Origin of the sequence: Janthinobacterium sp. GMG1 (assembly GCF_034427795.1) — a bacterium.
Lineage (GTDB): Bacteria > Pseudomonadota > Gammaproteobacteria > Burkholderiales > Burkholderiaceae_D > Janthinobacterium.
The window spans coordinates 1-20,176 of the sequence record NZ_JAXQNT010000010.1 but is presented as its reverse complement, the minus strand read 5'-3'; the positions used below and the strand labels follow the sequence as shown (position 1 = coordinate 20,176).

Here is a 20,176-nt window from a genome sequence, read left to right as displayed (position 1 = left end):
TTTCGCCATGGTTTCAAGCGTGCCAGGCTGATTCTTTCTACATGCTTATCTTCCGCATAATGTTGCCTTGCGATGTATTGGTATTTCCGCACAGATCGTCAAGTAAATGCAGGTATGGCTGGACGGAAATGTTACATCTGGGTATTCTGCGCATGATACTTATTTCTATACAGTTATTTCTATACAGAAAAAGGTAAGAGGGCGGTTCGGGCCAGCGGCAACGCGGCGCGCGCCGCCACGCAAGGTCAGGCATGCAAAGGTGAAGTCGTCCGCTTGCTGAGCGAAACGGTCAAGTTTCGGCTCGCGGCGGGCAGGGAACAGTGCTGTCATCTTTAAAATAGTAGGAGAGGTTGCTCATGGATGCAGAAAAGGATGTTGTGTACGGTACAGAAGATTTGTTGATGAGTTTGTGCAACTCGGTAGTTCGGGTGCTCAACGTTGCAACGCAAAGTAAAGTCAATTATTCGGGCATGGTGCAGCGCATCACCAAGACGGGCTTGAAGCCGGACATCGGCTGTTTCGTCATGTTCGATGGTGGTTTCACAGGCCTGGTGGTGCTCAATTTCGCCGCCGATACGGCAATGGAAATCTACGAGCGCTACATGTTGCACATGGGCATGCCGAAGTCGGAGTTGGCCAGCTTCTACACATCGGACGAAGTGTCGAACATCATGGGCGAGCTGATGAACCAGATCGTGGGCGACTTCACGGGCAAGGTGCGGCGCGAGCTGCAAACGAACATCACCCAGAGCCAGCCAAAGATGCTGGTGCTGAACAAGCAGGTGATGCTCAGCGTCGACACGCCGCTGGACCGCCCGGAAATGCGCCGCGTCACGTTCTATACGGAAAAGAACAATATTTTCTATCTGGAACTGGCGATCGACCGTACCGAGTTCATCAAGCTGCACGATTTCGATTCGCGCGAAGTCGACGCCGACTCGCTGATGGATGGCGAATTCGCGAACCGCGAACGCGACGCCGCTCCGGCGCCTGCAGCGGAACCGGAAGACGACGACAACGCCGATCTGCTCAAGTCGCTGGGCATGTAAGCAGCGGTTGTTGACCGTGCTTGATAGTGGCTGGTGGCAGGTTTGCCGTCAGCCATTGTCGTTTATATGCCTACAAGGCCTTGCTCATGAATACCCGGCTCGTGCCTTCCGGGCTGCAGGCGATGTCGCCGAAGCGGCGCCAGCCGCGCCGTTCGTAAAATTCGGGCGCCTGGAAACTGATGGTGTACAGTACCGCCGAAGCGCAGCCGCGCCGGCGTCCTTCCTCTTCGAACTGCGCCAGTATCTGGCTGCCCAGTCCCAGCCCCCGCAAGGCGGCGGGCAAATAAAACAAATCGAGAAACAGCAGGCCCAGCGAAGTCCGGCCCATGGCGCCGCCCAGCACCCGCTGGCTGTCGCGGTCGCGCACGACCACGCTCAATACCTGTCTGTCGCTATAGCCGGTGATGGCATCGTTGTAGGCGTTCAAGCCTTCGAGGATGGTTTGTTCGACCTCTGCGTCGATCGTGGCGCTGACGCAGATGGTGTAGGGTAAGTCGATAGGCGTGTGTGCTGGCATGCTCGGCAGGGTGAGAGTAAATAACTGTATAAATATACAGTATTTTACCTGTTTTTACCTGTCTTATTGCGGCAATATCAATGTTTCCATCCTACGCATGCCGACCATGCCGCTTTGCTGGCTGTCATCGAGCGACCAATACTCGAGCGCATACGCATAGCTGCCATCGACAATGGTCAGCGATTCCTTCTGGCGTCCGTTGGGTGCCTTGTAATACAGGCGCCGCGCCAGCCTGCCATCGACCGTGTGCTTGAACGACTGCGGCGAAATGCTGGCGCGCTTGCCCGCCTTGCCGGCCATCGACATGGCCGTGATCGTCACATAGGCCCTGTCCGGGCAGCGGGCCAGCAGGTGCGCGCCGCTCAGGACAGTCGCTTGCGCTGGTTCCAGCGGGAAACCGAACGGCTGCATGCCGACGATATCGTGGCACCCCATCTGCTGCGCCAGGGTGCTCAGTACGGCCGGATCGAGCGCGCTGGTATAGTGTTTTTCAGCGGCCTGCGCCTGTCCCAGCGCCAGGCGGCGCTCCAGTTCAGCCAGCGAAATGTCGCTGGGCACGGGCAGCGGCGCGGGGGCGTCGGGATCGGCGGCCGCGGACGTTTCCGCCTGCATGCGCGCGGCGACAGAGTGGCTGCTCCCGGCTGTGCCATCGAGGGCGTGGGCGAGTGATGTGGCGCTGGCAATGGCCATGGCCAGCGAAAAGGCCGTGTGTTTCAGCATGAAATTTCCCGGTTAACGTGCGGCCATCGCCGACGCAATCTCGATTGAACTGAGTTTCCAGCCCCACACGCCATGGCGCAGCAGGACCAGCGCGCCGTCCTGCGCATTACCGTCTTTTGCACGCACGACAAAGGTGTTCACGCCGGCATAGCCTGCCGAATACTCGGCCTTTTTCTGCGCGCCATCGGCGGGCGCGTCCGCGTCCGCGTTCGTATTCGCTTGCGGGCTGACGGCGCTCTTGTTCACCAGCGCGACGACGCCTGCGGGCGAGACCATGGTGTCGACCATCTTGCCCAGCATGGCACTGGCAATCGACTGGCCCAGCGCGGCCAGCGGGTTGCCGCTGCCGGCGGTCGCTTCGATGCTCCGCGCCATGCTGCCCTCCAGCTGCGTCTTGACGCTGGCGCGCAGGGCGGGGAAGTCCACGTGTGCGGCCAGGGCTTCGGCATTGCGCTCGGCCAGCGCGGTCTTGATCTGGTGCAAGGCGTAGTACGGCGAAGCGTAGACGGTGGCGGCGAGGGCAATGATGGCCGCAGCGGCGGCAATGGTAGTTTTTTTCAAGTGATGCCTGTGAGTCCGGTAGTGTTGGGATGCGCCCGCACAATACCAATGCCTGGTGGCGGGCGAGCACGCAGCCTAACTGCTAAATACGGACAAGGCAATCATGATGCATGGATAATTTTCAGGGGCAGGCACCGATGTGGATTGCTGCGTCGATGCCTTGCCGAAAAAACGGAGGTTGGAACGGGACGACATACTTTGTGCCGTAGCGGGACTTGCGTTCCAGGGAGCCGAACCGGAGCACGCCTGCAGCGCGATAGTGCCGCGCTGCAGTGGAGGACCTATGGCGATATTTCACAGGTCCGACGTTGCGTTCCCCTCGGGAATGACCAGTACAAAATCGTAGCCCTGAATCATGCCTTGGACACTGCTGTCTCCATTCGCCAGGGATTTGGCCGATCCCAGCAAGGGGCGCACGTCGAACAATGACCAGTCCTTATGCTCTTTCGCCGCGGCAAAGAAGGGTAATACGCCAGCCATGGAGGACTTGGTATCGACTTTTTCGATTTCTGTGATGGCCGACGCGCGCCCAATGCCGGCAAATTGCGCCTGTTTGCCTTTGGATGCCAGCACCAATACATGCAGCGATTTTTGTCCGTGGCCTTCCGCATATTCAGCCAGATAATTGCCGATCTCACGGCTACCGGCACCAAGCGGGTTATAGCCTCGGAATACATGCACTGCACCGGCTTTCAGTAACATGCGCTGTGCAGGCGCAAGCGTCAAATGGCTGGTCACATACTGCTTCATCAGCCTGGCACGCTGTATATTCGACGAATATCCTTGTCCCGGCGTCATGTTTTTGGTGTAAATGCTGCGGCTTTCAAGCAATGAATTCAACATCGCCAAGGCGGGCATTTCCTTGGGTGTCGTGAGCAGCTTCTGTAATGCGACTAATTCTTCTTCTTTGATTTTTACCATGAAAAGCTCACGCGGGTCTCCGCTCTCCGATGCTCGGCGATAGTCGTCGCTTTCAAGCTTGCGGAAGGCCTCGACTTTTGATTTCGCCAAAGGACCAAGCGGTTGTTCAGCCATTTGGTCGAGCAAATATTTCGAAGCGCCCATGAGCTCCTGATCCATTCCCACTAAATGGAACGATGGTCCGGCAGCTTTGGCGATACGGGCCAGGAATTGCGCCTCAGCTTGCCACTTGTAAAAAGCAGTAGCGACCGGATATGCCTTATTAAATGCTGCTATGCCAGCGACGCCAGTATCGGCTTTCAATGTTTTTTCCAAAGCATCAGCAACCGTCGGCCCGTTTTCGATAATAAGCGTCGTAAATCCTTGATTTGCCAATTCTTCAAAATACGCCGCCGAAAAATGCGCAATTTCTGCAATGCCATGGTCTTCGCCGATGAGGACGAATTGGCTTTCCAGGCCCGCGCTTATCAATGTTGCCGCGCCGGAACCAACCATCTTTCCATGATCGATTGCGATAGTTGTGCGAAGGGCGGTCAGGCGGTCTGGCAAAGATAGCGGCGTATCCGCCGACAATACAGGCATGGCCAAGCTGGCCAATATGCTAAAAATAATCAAGGAATGAGGTTTTCGCATTATTTTTCTCAAAAGTGTGTTCTGGTCGGCGATTTCAGTCGCGGTGTATTTGGTAGCAGGATCTAACGCCTCCAGTTGACCTTGAAGGATACTTCCTCTTATAAATTTTATATATTGCGGCAAGGAGAAACTCGGCAATCCTACGGTAAATCAGGGGGCGCGACAACTATCCGGATACAGGCGGTATTAATGATTTTCTGTAATCGGTCATTAGCACGGCGCTGCCGCCATCAAGGCACCACAATGACCGCAGTAAAGCGCAACAAGCGGGCCAAGCCCGGCCCCAAGCTGCTGACACTGGCCAACTGCCAGAAACCCGCGGACCTGAGCGGTGAAAACGGCCGGCTCAGGCAGCCCACCAGGATAGTGGTTCATGGTGGTTGCTGTATAATGGGAGAAAAGTACCTAACTACCTGTTTTCACTGGATAAAGACCTCACTAATGCTTTCTACAGCAAATATTACGATGCAGTTTGGCGCCAAGCCATTGTTTGAGAATATCTCCGTCAAGTTCGGCGACGGCAACCGCTACGGTTTGATCGGCGCGAACGGCTGCGGCAAGTCGACGTTCATGAAGATCCTGGGCGGCGATCTGGACCCGTCGGGCGGCAACGTCATGCTCGACACCAACGAACGCCTGGGCAAGCTGCGCCAGGATCAGTTTGCGTTTGAAGACATGCGCGTCCTCGACGTCGTCATGATGGGCCACACGGAAATGTGGGCAGCCATCCAGCAGCGCGACGCGATCTACGCGAACCCGGATGCGACCGACGACGACTACATGCAGGCGGCCGATCTGGAAGGCAAAGTCTCCGAATACGACGGCTACACGGCCGAATCGCGCGCCGGCGAACTGCTGCTGGGCGCCGGTGTCGCCATCGACCTGCATCAAGGCCCGATGAGCAATGTCTCGCCAGGCTGGAAGCTGCGCGTGCTGCTGGCGCAGGCGCTGTTCTCGAACCCGGACATCCTGCTGCTCGACGAGCCGACGAATAACCTGGACATCAACACGATTCGCTGGCTGGAAGACGTGCTCAACGAGCGCAACTCCACCATGATCATCATTTCCCATGATCGCCACTTCCTGAACCAGGTCTGCACCCACGTGGCCGACATGGACTACGGCACCCTGAAGATTTACCCAGGCAACTACGACGAATACATGTTCGCCTCGACCCAGGCGCGCAACCAGCAACTGGCCAACAACGCGAAAGCGAAAGACAAGGTTGCCGAGCTGCAGGAATTCGTGCGCCGCTTCGCCGCGAACAAGTCGAAGGCCCGCCAGGCCACGTCGCGCGCCAAGCAGATCGAAAAGATCAAGGTCGACGACATCAAGCCATCGTCGCGCGCCTATCCGTTCGTGCGTTTCGACGGCGAGAAGAAATTGCACCGCCTGGCCGTGGAAGTCGAGAACATCTCGAAAGGCTTTGACCGCCAGCTGTTCAAGAACTTCAGCATCATGGTCGAGGCAGGCGAGCGCATCGCCATCATCGGCGCCAACGGCGCCGGCAAGACCACCATGTTGCGCTGCATCGCGGGCGAGATTGCCGGCTTGCAGCCCGACCAGGGCCGCGTGAAGTGGGCGGAAAATGCCAACGTGGGCTACATGCCGCAAGATCCGACGGAAGATTTCGCCAAGGACACGAACCTGACCGACTGGATCGGCCAATGGACGAAAGAGGGCGACGACGACCAGGCCGTGCGTTCCATCCTGGGCCGCTTGCTGTTCGGCGGCGACGATGTGAAAAAGGCCGTGAAAGTACTGTCCGGTGGTGAAAAAGGCCGCATGATGTACGGCAAGCTGATGCTGGGCCGCCACAACGTGCTGATGCTCGATGAGCCGACCAACCACATGGACATGGAATCGATCGAATCGCTGAACATCGCGCTGGAAAAATACGCTGGCACCCTGATCTTCGTGTCGCATGACCGCGAATTCGTCTCCTCGCTGGCGAACCGCATCATCGAGATCAAGGAAGATGAAGTGGTCGATTACCGCGGCAACTACGAGGATTACCTCAGAAGCCAAGGTATTGATTAAACACCTGATCAAACCTACTGCGCGTCGCGCTTTGCGGCCTGTGATGCTCACCGTACTTTTGTACGGTTGCGCTTCTCGGCCACAAATCGCTGCCGCTCGCTACGGTTTTATCAGGCGTTTGGAAAGCCGGTGGGGTACTCTGGTACCACCCACACCGACGCGCCGCGGTCCTTTCGTTCCGGCGCACCTGCTTTATTGCAATCGTGCCGGTCTATCCCGTTTTGTTTGACACAGCCATGCAAACTTTAGCCATCAAATCCGTCGAGTACGAACATCCACAAGACGGAGCCAGCTGCACTGCCCACGCCTGGGCACGCACGCCAGCGACGCCATCCCCGGCTGAGAAAGCCGAACTGATCACGCGCATCAAGCGCCTGCTGATCGAGCGCGAAGCCGTGCTCGTTGCCCACTACTACGTTGATGCTGACCTGCAAGACCTGGCGGAAGCCACGGGCGGCTGCGTCTCCGATTCCCTGGAAATGGCCCGCTTCGGGCGCGACCATCCTGCCAAGACCCTCGTCGTGGCCGGCGTGCGCTTCATGGGCGAAACGGCGAAAATCCTCAGTCCCGAAAAAACCGTGCTGATGCCCGACCTCGACGCGACCTGTTCGCTCGACCTCGGCTGCCCGGTGGATGAATTCACGGCCTTCTGCGACGCCCATCCGGACCGCACGGTCGTCGTCTACGCCAACACCAGCGCGGCAGTCAAGGCGCGCGCGGACTGGATGGTGACGTCGTCCATCGGCCTCGATATCGTTGCCCATTTGCATGCGCAGGGCAAGAAAATCCTCTGGGCGCCCGACAAGCACCTGGGCGGGTATATCCAGAAGGAAACGGGCGCCGACATGCTGCTGTGGCAGGGCAGTTGCCTCGTGCATGACGAATTCAAGGGCATCGAACTCGATCTGCTCAAGGAAGAGTATCCGCAAGCGAAGGTGCTCGTGCATCCGGAGTCGCCCGCGAACGTGGTGGCGCTGGCCGACATGGTGGGTTCCACGTCGCAAATGATTGCGGCAGCGCAAACCATGGACACGGACACGTTCATTGTCGCCACCGACAACGGCATCCTGCACAAGATGCGCGCGGCCGCGCCGGGCAAACGTTTCATCGAAGCGCCCACGGCCGGCAACAGCGCCACCTGCAAGAGTTGCGCGCATTGCCCGTGGATGGCCATGAACGGTTTGCTGAACCTGGCGGAAACGCTGGAAAACATGCACAACGAAATCCACGTCGATCCCGCCGTCGGCCAGCTGGCCGTGCGCTCGATCAATCGCATGCTCGACTTCGCCGCCGCCAAGAAGGCAGGCCTCAAGCCGGGTGCGGATCTGGCAAAAGAAACCACATTGTTCCAAGGAATCGGTCCAGCATGAGTACCCTCGTTAATTCTTTCGCTCCTTTCGATCCGGCCCTGGCGCGCGCGTTCGAAGGCAATTTGCTGGCAGCCTTGCTGGAAGACGTGGGTCAATGCGACCTGACGGGCGAGCTGGTGCCGCCTGACCATATCGTCACGGCCCGTGTCATCGTGCGCGAAGCGGCCGTGCTGTGCGGCGCGCCGTGGTTCGAAGGCATCATGAAAAGCTTGGACCGCAGCATCGACATCGTTTGGCATTACGCCGAAGGCGACATGATGGCGGCCGACAGCGTCGTTTGCACGATCGAGGCGCCGGCGCGCGCCTTGCTCACGGCCGAGCGCAGCGCCCTCAATTTCCTGCAACTGCTGTCGGCGGTCGCCACGGCCACGCGCCAGTATGTCGATGTGGTCGCCGGCACCAAGGCGTCCATTTTAGATACGCGCAAGACCTTGCCTGGCCTGCGCCTGGCACAAAAGTATGCGGTGCGCGTGGGTGGCGGCAAGAACCAGCGCCTGGCCCTGTATGACGGCATCCTGATCAAGGAAAACCACATCGCGGCCGCGGGCGGCGTCAGCCAGGCCCTGGAAAACGCGCGCAACCTCGACGCGGGCGTGCCCGTGCAAATCGAGGTGGAAACCCTGGTGCAATTGCAGGAAGCGCTGGATGCGGGCGCCGTCTCCGTCCTGCTCGATAACTTCAGCAACGACATGATGCGCGAGGCCGTGGCCGTTACCAAAGGCCGCGCCTTGCTGGAAGCGTCCGGCGGCATCAATGTCGACACCGTGCGCGCCATTGCCGAAACGGGCGTGGACCGCATCTCGATCGGCAGCCTGACCAAGGATGTGCGGGCCACCGATTACTCCTTGCGCATCGTCGGCTGATGAGCAGAGCAGGGCGGCGCCTGCTGGCCCTGGCGCTGCTGTGGTCTGCGCTGCTTGTGCCATCGCAGGCGCCAGCGCGGGAACTTCTGGCCGTGGGCGCGCAGTTCGAGCGCGTGTTCGAGTATCAAAACAGCGGTGAATATGGCGGCCTGGGCGCGGAACTGCTGCGCCTGATGGCGGCGCGCACGGGCAATACCGTGCGTTTTCGCATGGTGCCATGGGCGCGCGCGCAAGCCATGCTGGTGCAGGGCCAGGCCGATATCCTGATCGGCCCCTACAAGACGCCCGAGCGCATTGCCAGCATGGCATTTTCCGACAAGCCGTTTTACCAGGACCAGATGGTCTTTTATACGCGCCAGGACGCCAGCTTCGGCTGGGATGGCGACTACGCGGTGCTGAAGAACCGCCGGGTGGTGCTGCTCAACGGCTGGGCCTATGGCGCGGACTGGGAGCGCGTGCGGCCCGGCTTGCAGGTCAGCGTGGCCAACAATGTGGAAAATGGCTTGAAGATGCTGGTGCACAACCACGTCGACGTGTTTGTCAGCAACCGCCGCAATACCGACCCCGTCATTGCCCGCCTGGGCTACGGCCGCCAGGTGAAGCCCTTGCCCAAAGTCATCGACATACAAAACGGCTATTTCGCCTTCCCCCGCTCGCCCGCTTTCGACAAGCTGCGCCTGCAGTTCGACCAGGAACTGAATAACCTGATCGAGACGGGCGAGCTGAAAAGAATGGGCAAGCGCTATGACGTCGGCGTGCCCTGATGGATGCGCATGCCGGCCCGCGTGGGGCGGCATGCGTGGATTCATTTACAACTGGCGCGCCTCGAACGTATTGCACTGGGCAATCTGGCCGCTTTCGATGCCCTTGGTAAACCAGCGCACGCGCTGTTCCGAGGTGCCGTGCGTAAACGAATCCGGCACGACATGGCCTTGCGACTGGCGCTGCAGCGCATCGTCGCCGATGGCCGTGGCCGCTTTCAGGGCCGCTTCCACGTCGCCTTGTTCCAGGATCTTGCGGTCGGCGTTCGCGTGATATGCCCACACGCCGGCAAAGCAGTCGGCCTGCAATTCCAGGCGCACGGACATGGCGTTGGCCTGGCGCTCCGATTGCGTGCGGCGCGCCTTGTCGACCTTTTCGGACAAGCCCATCAGGTTCTGCACGTGGTGACCCACTTCATGCGCGATCACGTAGGCTTCGGCAAATTCGCCCGAGACCTTGAAGCGCTGCTGCATCAGGTTGAAGAAGTCGAGGTCCAGATAGACTTTCTGGTCGCCGGGGCAGTAGAACGGCCCGCTGGCGCTCTGGCCCGTGCCGCAAGCCGTCGGCGTGCTGCCGGAAAACAGTACCAGCTTGGGTTTCACGTAGCTGCCGCCTTCGGCCTTGAACAGGGCGCCCCACGTGTCTTCCGTATCGGCCAGCACGGTCTTCACGAAGCGGGCCGTGTCGTCCGATTCGGGTGGCTGGCGCGCCGGCGCCTGGCTTTGCTGGGTGCTGATCTGGCCGCCACCGCCGCTGAGCAGGTTGAGCAAAGTCAAGGGGTTGACGCCCAGCACATACGAGCCGACGAGGGCGATGACGATGGTGCCGATGCCGATCGAGCGCCCGCCGAAACCAAAGCCGCCGCCACCGCCGCTCCCACCGCCGTCTTCGCCACGGCGATCTTCCACATTGTCGCTTTCGCGATTGCCTTCCCATTTCATGATATCTACTCCTGCTGCGATTTGCGATTGATTGGTGACGCCGCAAGATGTCTCTTGCGGTGAATCTTACAATTATCGCAGCAAACCGCGCCGCGACAGGAGCGACAGTGTTACGCTTTGCAACTTTCCAACCACATCACAACAGGTGCACGCATGGCGCTTGCCAACGATACACTCATTTCGCCAACGGCGGTGGTCCAGGCACAACTGGACGCCTATAACGCACACGACGTGCCAGCCCTGCTGGCCATCTATGCCGATGACGCACAGCAATTCCAGCACCCCGACACCTTGCTGGCCACGGGCAGCGCGCAGATCGGCCCCCGTTTCACGGCCCGCTTTGCCGCCAGCCGGCCACGGGCGCAGTTGCTCAAGCGCATAGCCTGCGGCAAGCTGGTGATCGACCATGAAATCGTCCATGGCGACACGGACGATGGCGTGTCGGCACAGGAACTGGTGGCGACGTATGAAGTGGAGCAGGGCCGCATCCGCCGTGCCTGGTTCAGCTTTGGCGCTTTGAGCAGCTTGCGCGTGGCGCTGTCGGCCGATGTACCGGCCATGAATGCGCTGATCGCCCGTTCCGGCGTGGAACTGAGCGCAGGGTTTTATACGCAGGAACAGGCCGCGTCCGTGACGCGCCACGTGTTCGGCGTCGATACGCAGCTCGTTGCCGACCGGACGTATTTCGTCATCGAACGCGATGGCGCCATGCTGGCTTGCGGCGGCTGGAGCCAGCGCGCCACCCTGTATGGCGCCGACCGCGCCAAGAGCGGGCCGGACCCGCTGCTCGATCCGGCCAGCCAGCCGGGCCGCATCCGCGCCTTCTTTGTCGAACCCGCTGCCGCGCGCCAGGGCCTGGGCAGCATGCTGATGCGCCATTGCGAACGCCAGGCCCTGGCTGCCGGTTTTACTGCCCTGGAACTGGCCGCCACCTTGCCCGGCGTGCCGCTGTACCTGGCCAGCGGCTTTGCCGTGACGGAAGAGTTTCATCTGGACTTGCCTGACGACATCAAGCTGCCGCTGGCGCGCATGCACAAGCGGCTGTAAGGAGCTGCCTTAACTGGGCTGCATTACCTGCCATGGTTTACCACGGCAGCGGCGCCTTCTCTCCATTGGCGTGCTCGCCGTAGTACAAGGACGGGAGGAAGCGCGACAGATAGGTAAATTCGCTGTAGCAATGGCGCAGTAAATTGAGGCCCAGCACGTCGGGTACGTCGCGCACGGGGTTCAGGCTATTGCGGCCCAGCAAGAAGCGGCTGCGCAGCACGCAGCCCGTGGGCGTGTCGCGCGTCAGGTGCAGCATTTCGCCATCGAGCGGATCGCCCTGCGGGTCCAGCTGTACATGCTCGCCAAAGCCGATGCGCGCGCAGATGGCGGCCGACAGGGCGCCGCTGTCCTGGGCCTGTTGCAGTTGCGCCGGATCAAATACGTCCTTCGGGTCATGGAACTTCAGCTTGGCTTTCACGGGCGGAATGTCGCCCAGGGATTCCACCGCCTCGATCGAGGCGCCGTAGTAACGCTCTCCCTTTTTCCACGCGCTGTTCCAGCCGTGATGGGCCACGTGATCGTGCGGGTGCCACCATTTGATGTGCTGCGTCGTCTCGAAAAACGTAAACCACCAGTCCAGCATGCGCCCGCTGCAGCCGTGCAGCTCCGTGCGCGCCGCCACCAGCAGGCAGCCGTCGGGCAGGCGCGTGATGCCCGTTTCCAGTTGCAGGGGAAACGGGTCGAGCAAGTCGCCCGTGTTGGTGATGCTCCATGGGAATGCAATATGCTGCGTCATGTCCTTCTCCTTTATTGGGGTAAGCCAATTATATATTAAAGAAACGTAAAGCGTTTCCAAAATATGTTTCAGTGTAAAATTGCTTATCGATCAAGCTGGGAGATGGCATGCAGGAAGAAGAGAGCAAGACTGTGCGTGGACGGGGCCGTCCGGCGCGGCCGCCCGGGGAAGCGCGCGAGGCGGCCGTGCAGGCGGCCACCTGGCTGCTGCTGCAGGAAGGCTATGCGGCCACGACGATGGAAGCGGTGGCGCGCCACGCGGGCATGGCAAAAAAGTCGCTGTATCAATATGCGGCCAACCGCGAGGAACTGGTCGCCCTGGTGGTGCGCGGCTGGACGGATGCCTTTTTGCCGGCCATGGCGCACGATGCGCCCGCGCCCGGCGAAGTGCTGCCCTTGTTGAAGGAGATCTTGCAGACGATGGCGTCGCGCGTGCTGACGGCGGACGCCGTGGGCCTGTTCCGCCTGCTGTGCACGGAGTTTCCCGCGCGCGCCGATTTACTTGCCGTGTATCAGCGCAACGGCATCGAACGGGGCACCGCCATGCTGGCCGAGTGGCTGCAGCGCCAGGCCACGCGGGGCCACGTGGTGCTCGGCGATGCGTCGGAACTGGCTGGTTTGCTGCTGGCCATGGTGATTGCCGAGCCCCTGCGGCAGATGGCACTGGGTTTGCTGCCGCCCGTGCCGGCCTGGGATGCCGGTCCCCGCATCGACGCCGCGCTGCGCCTGCTGGGCGGATCGGCGTTCAAGGTGGCTGGTGCTTCAGCGCTTCGCGGTAGCTGAGCGGCGACAGTTGCTGGCGGTGCGCGTTGGCAAATACCGTCACGGCTTCGGGCGCGTGGCGGGCGTAATCGCGCAAGGCCCAGCCGATGGCCTTGCGGATGAAAAACTTGTCTTCATGCGCCAGCGCGAGGGCCGCGTCAAATAGCCAGCCGGCATCCGTGTCGGCGCGCCAGCCCAGCTGGTGCAGCATGGCGATGCGGCGCAGCCAGAAATCGTCATGCCGCAAGGCGCCCGCCATGTGCGCATGGCCGTCGCCGCCGCGCTGCTGTTCTGCCTGAAGCACCTCGCCGATGATGCCCGCCATGCCGTCCACGCTGTCCCACCAGGCCCTTTGGCGCGCCAGTGCCAGCAGGGCGGGGAGGTGTTCGATGCCCAGCTGGCGCCGGTGCAGGGCCAGCATGTCGAGCGCCACGTGCTGATATTCGCGCTGCGGCTGTTGCCACAGCCGTTGCGCATGTTCCAGCAGGGTATCGGCATCGTTGCCTTGCAAACGCGCCAGCAAGCCCCTGGCGGCCAGCCGCCGCTGCGGCGCTGCCACACCCAGGAAAACGAACTGGTCGCGCATGTAGGCTTGCATGAGTCCCGCGCGGCCCGGTTCGGCAACCGCTTCCAGCGCGATTTTTAATTCTTGATGTAGATTCATGGTATCTCCAGGCGTAAAAAAGGCGCCCCGTGGAGCGCCTTTTCATCTTCATCCGATATTACTGGATTTTTGCCTTCTTCATCAGCTCATCGCGGTAGGCGGCGAGTTTCTTCTGTTGCAGCGACTCGGATACCTGGCCCTTGACTTCTTCCAGTGCCGGCAACTTCGTCGGACGGGTTTCTTCCAGCTTGATCACGTGGAAGCCGAATTGCGATTGCACTGGCGTTTGCGTGACCTGGCCTGGTTTCAGGGCGACCATGGCGTCGGAGAATGGCTTCACGTACGAAGCTGGGCTGGCCCAGTCCAGGTCGCCGCCATTGGCTGCGGAGCCGTCTTTCGATACTTTCGCCAGTTCTTCGAACTTGGCGCCGCCTTTCAGCTTGGCGATGATGTCTTTCGCTTCCGCTTCGGTGGCCACCAGGATGTGGCGTGCATGGTATTCCTTGTCGCCCGCTTGCGCCTTGAACTTGTCGTATTCGGCCTTGATTTCAGCGTCCTTGACGGGGTTTTTCTTGACGTAGTCGGCCAGCAGGGCGTTGATGATGATGCTTTGACGGGCATTGTCGATCTGCGACTTGACTTCCGGACGCGTGCCGTAGCCTTGCTTGTCGGCTTCCTGGATCAGCACTTCACGGCCGATCAGGTCTTTCTTGATGGCTTCGCGCAGTTGCGGCGAATCCGCTTGTTTGCCTTGGGCGACGACTTGCTTGACGACCTGGTCGACGCGCGACGACGGGATGGCCTTGCCATTCACGGTGGCCACGTTTTGCGCGAACGCAGGGATCGCTACAACGGCGACCAGGGCTAAGATCAGGCGGGCTGGCTTCAAAATCATGTTCATTCCTAATAAGTATACAAAAACCGATACAAAAGATCGCGACTGCCGTGCAGTGCGCATTCAGGCGCAGAATACACGACCGGCGCCGAAAAGGGCGCCGGGGAGGTCAGTTCTTACTGAACTTTTGCTTTTTTGATCATTTCTTCCTGATACGCTTGCAGTTTCTTTTGCTGCAGCGCTTCGGCGATCTGTGGCTTGACTTCTTCCAGGGTCGGCAGTTTTGCCGCGCGGGTGTCGTCCAGCTTGATCACGTGGAAACCGTTAGGCGTTTGCACCGGGGTGTCGGTGACCTGGCCTTTTTGCAGTTTCACGAAGGCGTCGGAGAAGACTTTCGGGAAGGACGATGGCGCTGCCCAGTCCAGGTCGCCGCCATTGTCGGCCGAACCGGCATCTTTCGATTGCTTGGCCAGGTCTTCGAACTTGGCGCCACCTTTCAGCTTGGCGATGATGTCTTTCGCTTCCGCTTCGGTGCCGACCAGGATGTGGCGCACGTGGTATTCCTTGTCGCCGGTCTGGGCCACGAAGCGGTCGTATTCGGCCTTGATTTCAGCGTCGTTGACAGGGTTCTTTTTCAGGTAGTCGCCGACCAGGGCGTTGATGACGATGGCCTGGCGTGCGTTCTCGATTTGCTGCTTGACGGCTGCATCTTTACCGAAACCTTTGTTTTCCGCTTCTTGCATCAGCACTTCACGGCCGATCAAGTCCTTCTTGATCATTTCGCGCAGTTGCGGCGAATCCGGTTGCTGGCCTTGGGCGACGACTTGCTTGACGACTGCATCAACGCGCGACGATGGGATAGGCTTGCCATTAACAACGGCAACATTTTGCGCAAAAACAGGTACCGCGACAACGGCGAGTAGTGCGATCAGCAAGCGGGCTGGCTTAAAAGTCATTATTAAATCCTGTTAGGGAAAGTTTCGTAAAAAACGCATGGAAAGAAATTGATAACATGGCTCGGGTACGCCAAAACGCCATCCTTACACTACTTCGGACGGCGCCAGGGCCACAATCGCCAATGCATGTATCTCATTATGCATCATATCGTGCACGGAATCATACACCAGTCGATGGCGCATGACGAGCCTGAGCCCCTCAAATTGATTAGAAATAATGCGTAGATTGTAATGGCCTCCGCCGGAGGCTGCGCCGGCATGGCCCCGGTGGCGCGCCGAGTCGTCTTCCAGCACGCATTCCAGAGGGGAAAGTGCCGTTTCCAGGCGGGTACGAATACGCTGCATGCGCGTTTCCGGCGCGGTGTTTTCGGTGGTGGTGCTCATCATGCGTCTTCCTTGATATGTTTGGCCAGGAACAGGGTTTGCGCCACGATGAAGGCAAAGAAGATGCCCGTCGCGCCAAACGCCTTGAAGCTGACCCAGGCAGCCATGTCGCCCTTGTACAGCACGAAGGCGACGAACAGGTTCAGTGCGCCGATGGCGCCAAAGAAAATGATCCATGCGGCCAGCAACTGGTTCCATACGGCATCAGGCAATTGCACCTGCGCTTCCATGGTCTTGCGGATCAGGTTTTTCTTGAAACCCACCTGGGCGATCAGGAGGGCCAGGCCGGACAGCCAGTAGATCAGGGTCGGCTTCCATTTCAGGAAGAAATCGTCATGCAGGTAAATGCTGGCGCCGCCGAACACGACAAAGATGAACAGCGACAGCCACAGCATGCCGTCCACCTTGCGTCCGCGCAGCAGCAGATAGCTGACCTGGCAAGCCGTCGCGACGATGCCGACGAGGGTGGCGAGTATCCACGGCGCCTGGTCGGCTTTGATCAGGCCGCCAGACACGAAGCCGGACAAATATTGCTGCACGAAATCGTGCGTGGCCGCTTCATACATGCCGCCCAGTTTGAAGGCGGCAAAGAAGGCGATCAGGGGGAATAGGTCGAATAGAAATTTCATGGCGAGACTTTACACTGGTCTTATTAGAATCATCTTAGGAATGGCTTAGGAGCAAGGCCCAAGCCATTGCCAGCATCAAGGCTGCGGATCGAAGCGCAAGGAGGCCGAATTGATGCAGTAGCGCAAGCCGGTCGGTGGCGGGCCGTCCGGGAAGACGTGGCCCAGGTGGGCGTCGCAGACGGCGCAGACGATTTCCGTGCGCAGCATGCCGTGGGTACGGTCGACGATCTCCGTCACGTTGGCCGGGTCGAGGGCCTGGAAATAGCTGGGCCAGCCGCAGCCGGAATCGAACTTCGTATCCGAGGCAAACAGGAGCGTGTTGCAGCAGACGCAGGTATAGATGCCATGTTCATGGTGGTCCCAGAACTTGCCCGTGAACGCGCGTTCCGTGGCTGCGTGGCGCGTGACTTCGTATTGCATCGAGTCGAGCATGGCGCGCCATTCGGCGTCGGTTTTTTTGACTTTATTCGTGGTCATAATGACTCCTCAGGATGAGCAACTGACTTCAAGGTGGCTGGCCCAGTCGGGCGGCAGGGCCGCATAGTGCTGGTGTTCGGGCTGTTCGTCAAATGGCTTTTGCAGTATTTCCAGCAATTTCGCCACTTCCGTGTAATCGTGCTGCTGGGCTTTTTCGATCGCCACTTGCGCCAGGTAGTTGCGCAGCACGTATTTCGGGTTGACCAGGTTCATCGCTGTTTGCCGTTCGGCATCGACGCTGTGCTCTTGCAACAGGCGCGCGCGGTATTGTGCCGCCCACGCATCGAAGGCGGGGCGGTCGATGAACAGGTCGCGCAGCGCCGTGTCGTGCTCGGGGGCCGCCACTTGCAGAGTCGCCAGAGCGCGGAAGAAGTTCGTGAAATCCAGGTGATTGGCTTGCATCAGCGCAAACATGCTGTCGAACAGCGCCGTATCGTCGTCTTGCACCGAGCGCAAGCCCAGCTTGGCGCGCAGCAAGGCATTCATCTTCTCCGCAAAGGCTGGCTGGTAGGTGTCCAGTGCAGCCTGCGCCAGTTCCACTTCGCCGATCAGCGGCAGCAGGGCCTGGCCCAGCGCATAGCAGTTCCAGTGGCCCACCTGCGGCTGGTTGGCGTAGGAATAGCGGCCCTGCTGGTCAGTATGGTTGCAGATGTGCTCGGCATCAAACGCTTCCATGAAGCCGAAGGGGCCGTAATCGAGCGTCAGGCCCAGGATCGACATATTGTCCGTGTTCATGACGCCATGCATGAAGCCCACGGCTTGCCAGTGCGCAATCATGTGCGCCGTGCGCACGCATACTTCGGCCAGCAAGGCTTGATATGGATTTGATGCAGCGCGCAAATGGGGATAAAAACTGTCGATGACGTAATCGGCAAGGATTTTCAGCTCGTCCGGCTGCTTGCGGTAAAACCAGTGTTCGAACGAGCCGAAGCGAACAAAACTGGGCGCCATGCGCGTGACGACGGCGGCAGTCTCGACAGTTTCACGCATGATGCCTTGCTGCGAACCCATGATGGACAGCGCGCGCGAGGTGGGAATGCCCAGCGCCGCCATGGCTTCCGAGCACAGGAATTCGCGGATGGACGAGCGCAGCACGGCGCGTCCGTCGCCCATGCGCGAATACGGCGTGGCGCCGGCGCCTTTCAGCTGCAGCTCCATCGGACCGGTTTCTGTGGCGATATCGCCCAGCAGGATGGCGCGGCCATCGCCCAGCTGGCCGGCCCAGACGCCGAACTGGTGGCCCGAATACACGGCCGACAGGGGCAGCGAGCGCTCGGCAACCGCATTGCCGCTCAGCAGTTCCACGTAAGCGGACTCGGCCAGGCGCGCGGCGTCGAGGCCGATCAGGCTAGCGGCTGGCGCGCTGGCGGCCACGAAATACGGAGCGGGCAGGGGCGTGGGCATCAAGCGCGTGTAGAACGCGGGCGGCAAGGCCGCAAAGGCGTTATCCAGTGGTAAGGTATGAGCGGTAATGGCAATTCCATTCAAATAAGATGTAGCGGCACGGTGCGCCAGCCTGGAAGGCGATTTTACCGCACGGCGCGAAGGTGCGTGGCGGGCCCGGTAATGGGAGTCAATGCGGCAAAAAACGGAATCAAAAATTCCATGCTGCAATGCAATATCGAAATGCGTTGACGATTTCCGCACGACCGTACGAAACTAAGGAAAATCTTTAAATTCCAATAACAAGCAAGCAGCCAACCCAGGAGACACGATGTCGGCATTCCCCTTGAGTCCAGTGATGGGCCAGATGATGAATCAGCCCCTGCTGATTTCCAGCATTATCGAGTTTGCAGCGCGTCATTATGGAGGCAGCGAAATCATTTCGCGGCGGGTGGAGGGCGATATGCACCGCTACACCTACCACGATTGCCACCAGCGCGCGCGGCGCCTGGCGAATGCCTTGCATGGCCTCGGCGTCGGCATGGGCGACCGGGTCGCCACGCTGGCCTGGAATGGTTATCGGCACCTGGAAGCCTATTATGCCGTGTCCGGCTCGGGTGCCGTCTTGCACACGATCAATCCGCGCCTGTTTCCCGACCAGATCGCCTACATCTCGAACCATGCGGAAGACCAGGTCTTGCTGTTTGATCTGACCTTTTTGCCCGTGGTGGAGAAAATCGCCGCCGACTGCACCTTCGTGCGCCATTTCGTGCTGATGTGCGACCGCGACCGCATGCCCGCCAGCAGCACGATTCCCGACCTGCTGTGCTATGAAGACTTGATCGCCACGCATTCCGACGATTACGCCTGGCCCTTGTTCGACGAGAATGCGGCCGCCACCCTGTGCTACACGTCGGGCACGACGGGCAACCCCAAGGGCGCCCTGTATTCGCACCGCTCGACCGTGCTGCACGCGTATGCCTCGGCCATGCCCAGCGCCCTCAACGTGCGCGCCTCGGATACCGTGCTGCCCGTCGTGCCCATGTTCCACGTGAATGCCTGGGGCCTGCCGTATTCCGTGCCCCTGTCCGGCGCGCGCATGGTGTTTCCCGGCGCGGCGCTCGATGGCAAGTCGCTGTATGAATTGTTCGAGGCGGAAAAAGTGACGTTCTCGGCCGGCGTGCCCACCGTCTGGCTGGGTTTGCTCAACCACGCCTTGCAGAATAATCTGCAATTTTCCACTTTCCGCCGCACGGTGATCGGCGGCGCGGCGTGTCCGCCGGCCATGATGGATACCCTGATCGACAAGTTCGACGTGGAAGTCATCCACGCCTGGGGCATGACGGAAATGTCGCCGCTGGGCACGGCCGGCGGCTTGCAGACCAAGCATCTGGACTTGCCGAAGGACGAGCAGCGCAAGATCCTGCAAAAACAGGGCCATGCGATCTACGGCGTGGACATGAAGATCGTCGACGACGACGGCAAGGAATTGCCGTGGGATGGCATCAGTTATGGCCATTTGCTGGTGAAAGGACCGTGGATCATTTCCTCGTATTACAAGAACGAGGGTGGCGACGTGTTACAGGATGGCTGGTTCCCCACGGGCGACGTGGCCACCATCGATACGGATGGCTACATGCAGATCACGGACCGCAGCAAGGACGTGATCAAGTCGGGCGGCGAGTGGATCGGCACCATCGACCTGGAAAACCTGGCCATGGCGCACCCGGCCGTGTTGCAGGCGGCCTGCATCGGCGTGTTTCACCCGAAATGGGACGAGCGCCCCGTGCTCGTCGTCGTGCTGCGCCCCGGCATGACGGTGACGCGCGATGCCTTGTTGCAGTTTTTCGAGGGCAAGATTGCCAAGTGGTGGACGCCGGACGACGTGCTGTTCATCGACGCCTTGCCCATGGGCGCCACGGGCAAGATCCAGAAAAACAAGCTGCGCGAGCAGTTCAAGGGGCACCAGCTGCCGGGGATGTAAAGC

At 60.1% G+C, this 20,176-nt stretch carries 21 protein-coding genes; 8 read left to right on the top strand and 13 right to left on the bottom strand.

Annotated features, from left to right (window positions below; all coding sequences use genetic code 11):
• Positions 1–356 precede the first annotated feature (356 nt).
• A complete protein-coding gene (locus SJI03_RS22660) occupies positions 357–1,049 on the top strand; it encodes a DUF3334 family protein (protein ID WP_034784631.1) in 693 nt (230 codons plus the stop codon).
• A gap of 70 nt (positions 1,050–1,119) precedes the next feature.
• On the opposite strand, the gene SJI03_RS22655 is transcribed toward SJI03_RS22660, so the two are convergent.
• The 4 genes from SJI03_RS22655 to SJI03_RS22640 all read right to left on the bottom strand — a co-directional run bounded on the left by SJI03_RS22655 (position 1,120) and on the right by SJI03_RS22640 (position 4,524).
• Positions 1,120–1,566 carry a GNAT family N-acetyltransferase gene (locus SJI03_RS22655; protein WP_322428678.1) on the bottom strand — a complete coding sequence of 149 codons (447 nt, stop codon included), beginning with the start codon at positions 1,564–1,566 and terminating at the stop codon, positions 1,120–1,122.
• Positions 1,567–1,629: 63 nt separating this feature from the next.
• Complete coding sequence (locus SJI03_RS22650; RefSeq protein WP_099377220.1) at positions 1,630–2,286, bottom strand: hypothetical protein; 657 nt, start codon at positions 2,284–2,286, stop codon at positions 1,630–1,632.
• Between the two features lie 12 nt (positions 2,287–2,298).
• On the bottom strand, positions 2,299–2,847 hold the full coding sequence (locus SJI03_RS22645) for a DUF2939 domain-containing protein (RefSeq protein WP_322428677.1): 549 nt from the start codon (positions 2,845–2,847) through the stop codon (positions 2,299–2,301).
• A gap of 294 nt (positions 2,848–3,141) precedes the next feature.
• Positions 3,142–4,524: a hypothetical protein gene (locus SJI03_RS22640; RefSeq protein WP_322428676.1), complete on the bottom strand. Its 1,383-nt coding sequence runs from the start codon at positions 4,522–4,524 to the stop codon at positions 3,142–3,144.
• 318 nt (positions 4,525–4,842) lie between these two features.
• Here SJI03_RS22640 and SJI03_RS22635 point away from each other — a divergent pair, with 318 nt between their 5' ends.
• The 4 genes from SJI03_RS22635 to SJI03_RS22620 all read left to right on the top strand — a co-directional run bounded on the left by SJI03_RS22635 (position 4,843) and on the right by SJI03_RS22620 (position 9,438).
• Entirely contained in the window at positions 4,843–6,441 is a 1,599-nt protein-coding gene (locus SJI03_RS22635) for an ABC-F family ATPase (RefSeq protein WP_322428675.1), read from the top strand.
• A gap of 236 nt (positions 6,442–6,677) precedes the next feature.
• Complete coding sequence (nadA, locus tag SJI03_RS22630; RefSeq protein ID WP_099377557.1) at positions 6,678–7,811, top strand: quinolinate synthase NadA; 1,134 nt, start codon at positions 6,678–6,680, stop codon at positions 7,809–7,811.
• Positions 7,808–8,674, top strand: coding sequence for a carboxylating nicotinate-nucleotide diphosphorylase (gene nadC / locus SJI03_RS22625; RefSeq protein ID WP_322428674.1), 867 nt, complete (start codon positions 7,808–7,810; stop codon positions 8,672–8,674). The genes nadA and nadC overlap by 4 nt, the downstream gene beginning before the upstream one ends.
• Positions 8,674–9,438 (top strand): substrate-binding periplasmic protein, encoded by a 765-nt coding sequence (locus SJI03_RS22620; RefSeq protein WP_322428673.1) that lies wholly within the window; start codon positions 8,674–8,676, stop codon positions 9,436–9,438. The genes nadC and SJI03_RS22620 overlap by 1 nt, the downstream gene beginning before the upstream one ends.
• Before the next feature lie 45 nt (positions 9,439–9,483).
• On the opposite strand, the gene SJI03_RS22615 is transcribed toward SJI03_RS22620, so the two are convergent.
• The gene (locus SJI03_RS22615; protein WP_322428672.1) at positions 9,484–10,377 is read right to left on the bottom strand and encodes a neutral zinc metallopeptidase; all 894 of its coding nucleotides are present in this window, start codon (positions 10,375–10,377) and stop codon (positions 9,484–9,486) included.
• 153 nt (positions 10,378–10,530) lie between these two features.
• On the opposite strand from SJI03_RS22615, the gene SJI03_RS22610 reads away from it, so the two are divergent.
• Positions 10,531–11,424 carry a GNAT family N-acetyltransferase gene (locus tag SJI03_RS22610; protein WP_322428671.1) on the top strand — a complete coding sequence of 298 codons (894 nt, stop codon included), beginning with the start codon at positions 10,531–10,533 and terminating at the stop codon, positions 11,422–11,424.
• A gap of 37 nt (positions 11,425–11,461) precedes the next feature.
• On the opposite strand, the gene SJI03_RS22605 is transcribed toward SJI03_RS22610, so the two are convergent.
• Positions 11,462–12,160, bottom strand: a complete 699-nt coding sequence (locus SJI03_RS22605) for a DAPG hydrolase family protein (RefSeq protein ID WP_322428670.1) — start codon at positions 12,158–12,160, stop codon at positions 11,462–11,464.
• A 107-nt stretch (positions 12,161–12,267) separates the two neighbouring features.
• On the opposite strand from SJI03_RS22605, the gene SJI03_RS22600 reads away from it, so the two are divergent.
• Positions 12,268–12,942 (top strand): TetR/AcrR family transcriptional regulator, encoded by a 675-nt coding sequence (locus SJI03_RS22600; RefSeq protein ID WP_322428669.1) that lies wholly within the window; start codon positions 12,268–12,270, stop codon positions 12,940–12,942.
• Here the strand turns inward: SJI03_RS22600 and SJI03_RS22595 are convergent.
• The 7 genes from SJI03_RS22595 to SJI03_RS22565 form a co-directional block, all read right to left on the bottom strand.
• Positions 12,905–13,585: a DNA alkylation repair protein gene (locus SJI03_RS22595; RefSeq protein ID WP_322428668.1), complete on the bottom strand. Its 681-nt coding sequence runs from the start codon at positions 13,583–13,585 to the stop codon at positions 12,905–12,907. The two genes, SJI03_RS22600 and SJI03_RS22595, sit on opposite strands and share 38 nt — an antisense overlap.
• A gap of 58 nt (positions 13,586–13,643) precedes the next feature.
• Positions 13,644–14,420 carry a peptidylprolyl isomerase gene (locus SJI03_RS22590; RefSeq protein WP_099377211.1) on the bottom strand — a complete coding sequence of 259 codons (777 nt, stop codon included), beginning with the start codon at positions 14,418–14,420 and terminating at the stop codon, positions 13,644–13,646.
• Positions 14,421–14,536: 116 nt separating this feature from the next.
• Complete coding sequence (locus tag SJI03_RS22585) at positions 14,537–15,316, bottom strand: peptidylprolyl isomerase (protein ID WP_322428667.1); 780 nt, start codon at positions 15,314–15,316, stop codon at positions 14,537–14,539.
• Between the two features lie 84 nt (positions 15,317–15,400).
• Positions 15,401–15,703, bottom strand: a complete 303-nt coding sequence (locus tag SJI03_RS22580; protein ID WP_233516066.1) for a BolA family protein — start codon at positions 15,701–15,703, stop codon at positions 15,401–15,403.
• On the bottom strand, positions 15,700–16,329 hold the full coding sequence (locus SJI03_RS22575) for a septation protein A (RefSeq protein ID WP_099377209.1): 630 nt from the start codon (positions 16,327–16,329) through the stop codon (positions 15,700–15,702). Before SJI03_RS22575 ends, SJI03_RS22580 begins: the two co-directional genes overlap by 4 nt.
• A gap of 75 nt (positions 16,330–16,404) precedes the next feature.
• Positions 16,405–16,806, bottom strand: coding sequence for a peptide-methionine (R)-S-oxide reductase MsrB (gene msrB / locus SJI03_RS22570; protein ID WP_322428666.1), 402 nt, complete (start codon positions 16,804–16,806; stop codon positions 16,405–16,407).
• 9 nt (positions 16,807–16,815) lie between these two features.
• Positions 16,816–18,294, bottom strand: coding sequence for a protein adenylyltransferase SelO (locus SJI03_RS22565; protein WP_416208781.1), 1,479 nt, complete (start codon positions 18,292–18,294; stop codon positions 16,816–16,818).
• Positions 18,295–18,520: 226 nt separating this feature from the next.
• Between SJI03_RS22565 and SJI03_RS22560 the strand changes: the two genes are divergently transcribed.
• Positions 18,521–20,173: a 3-(methylthio)propionyl-CoA ligase gene (locus SJI03_RS22560; protein ID WP_322428665.1), complete on the top strand. Its 1,653-nt coding sequence runs from the start codon at positions 18,521–18,523 to the stop codon at positions 20,171–20,173.
• Positions 20,174–20,176 lie beyond the last annotated feature (3 nt).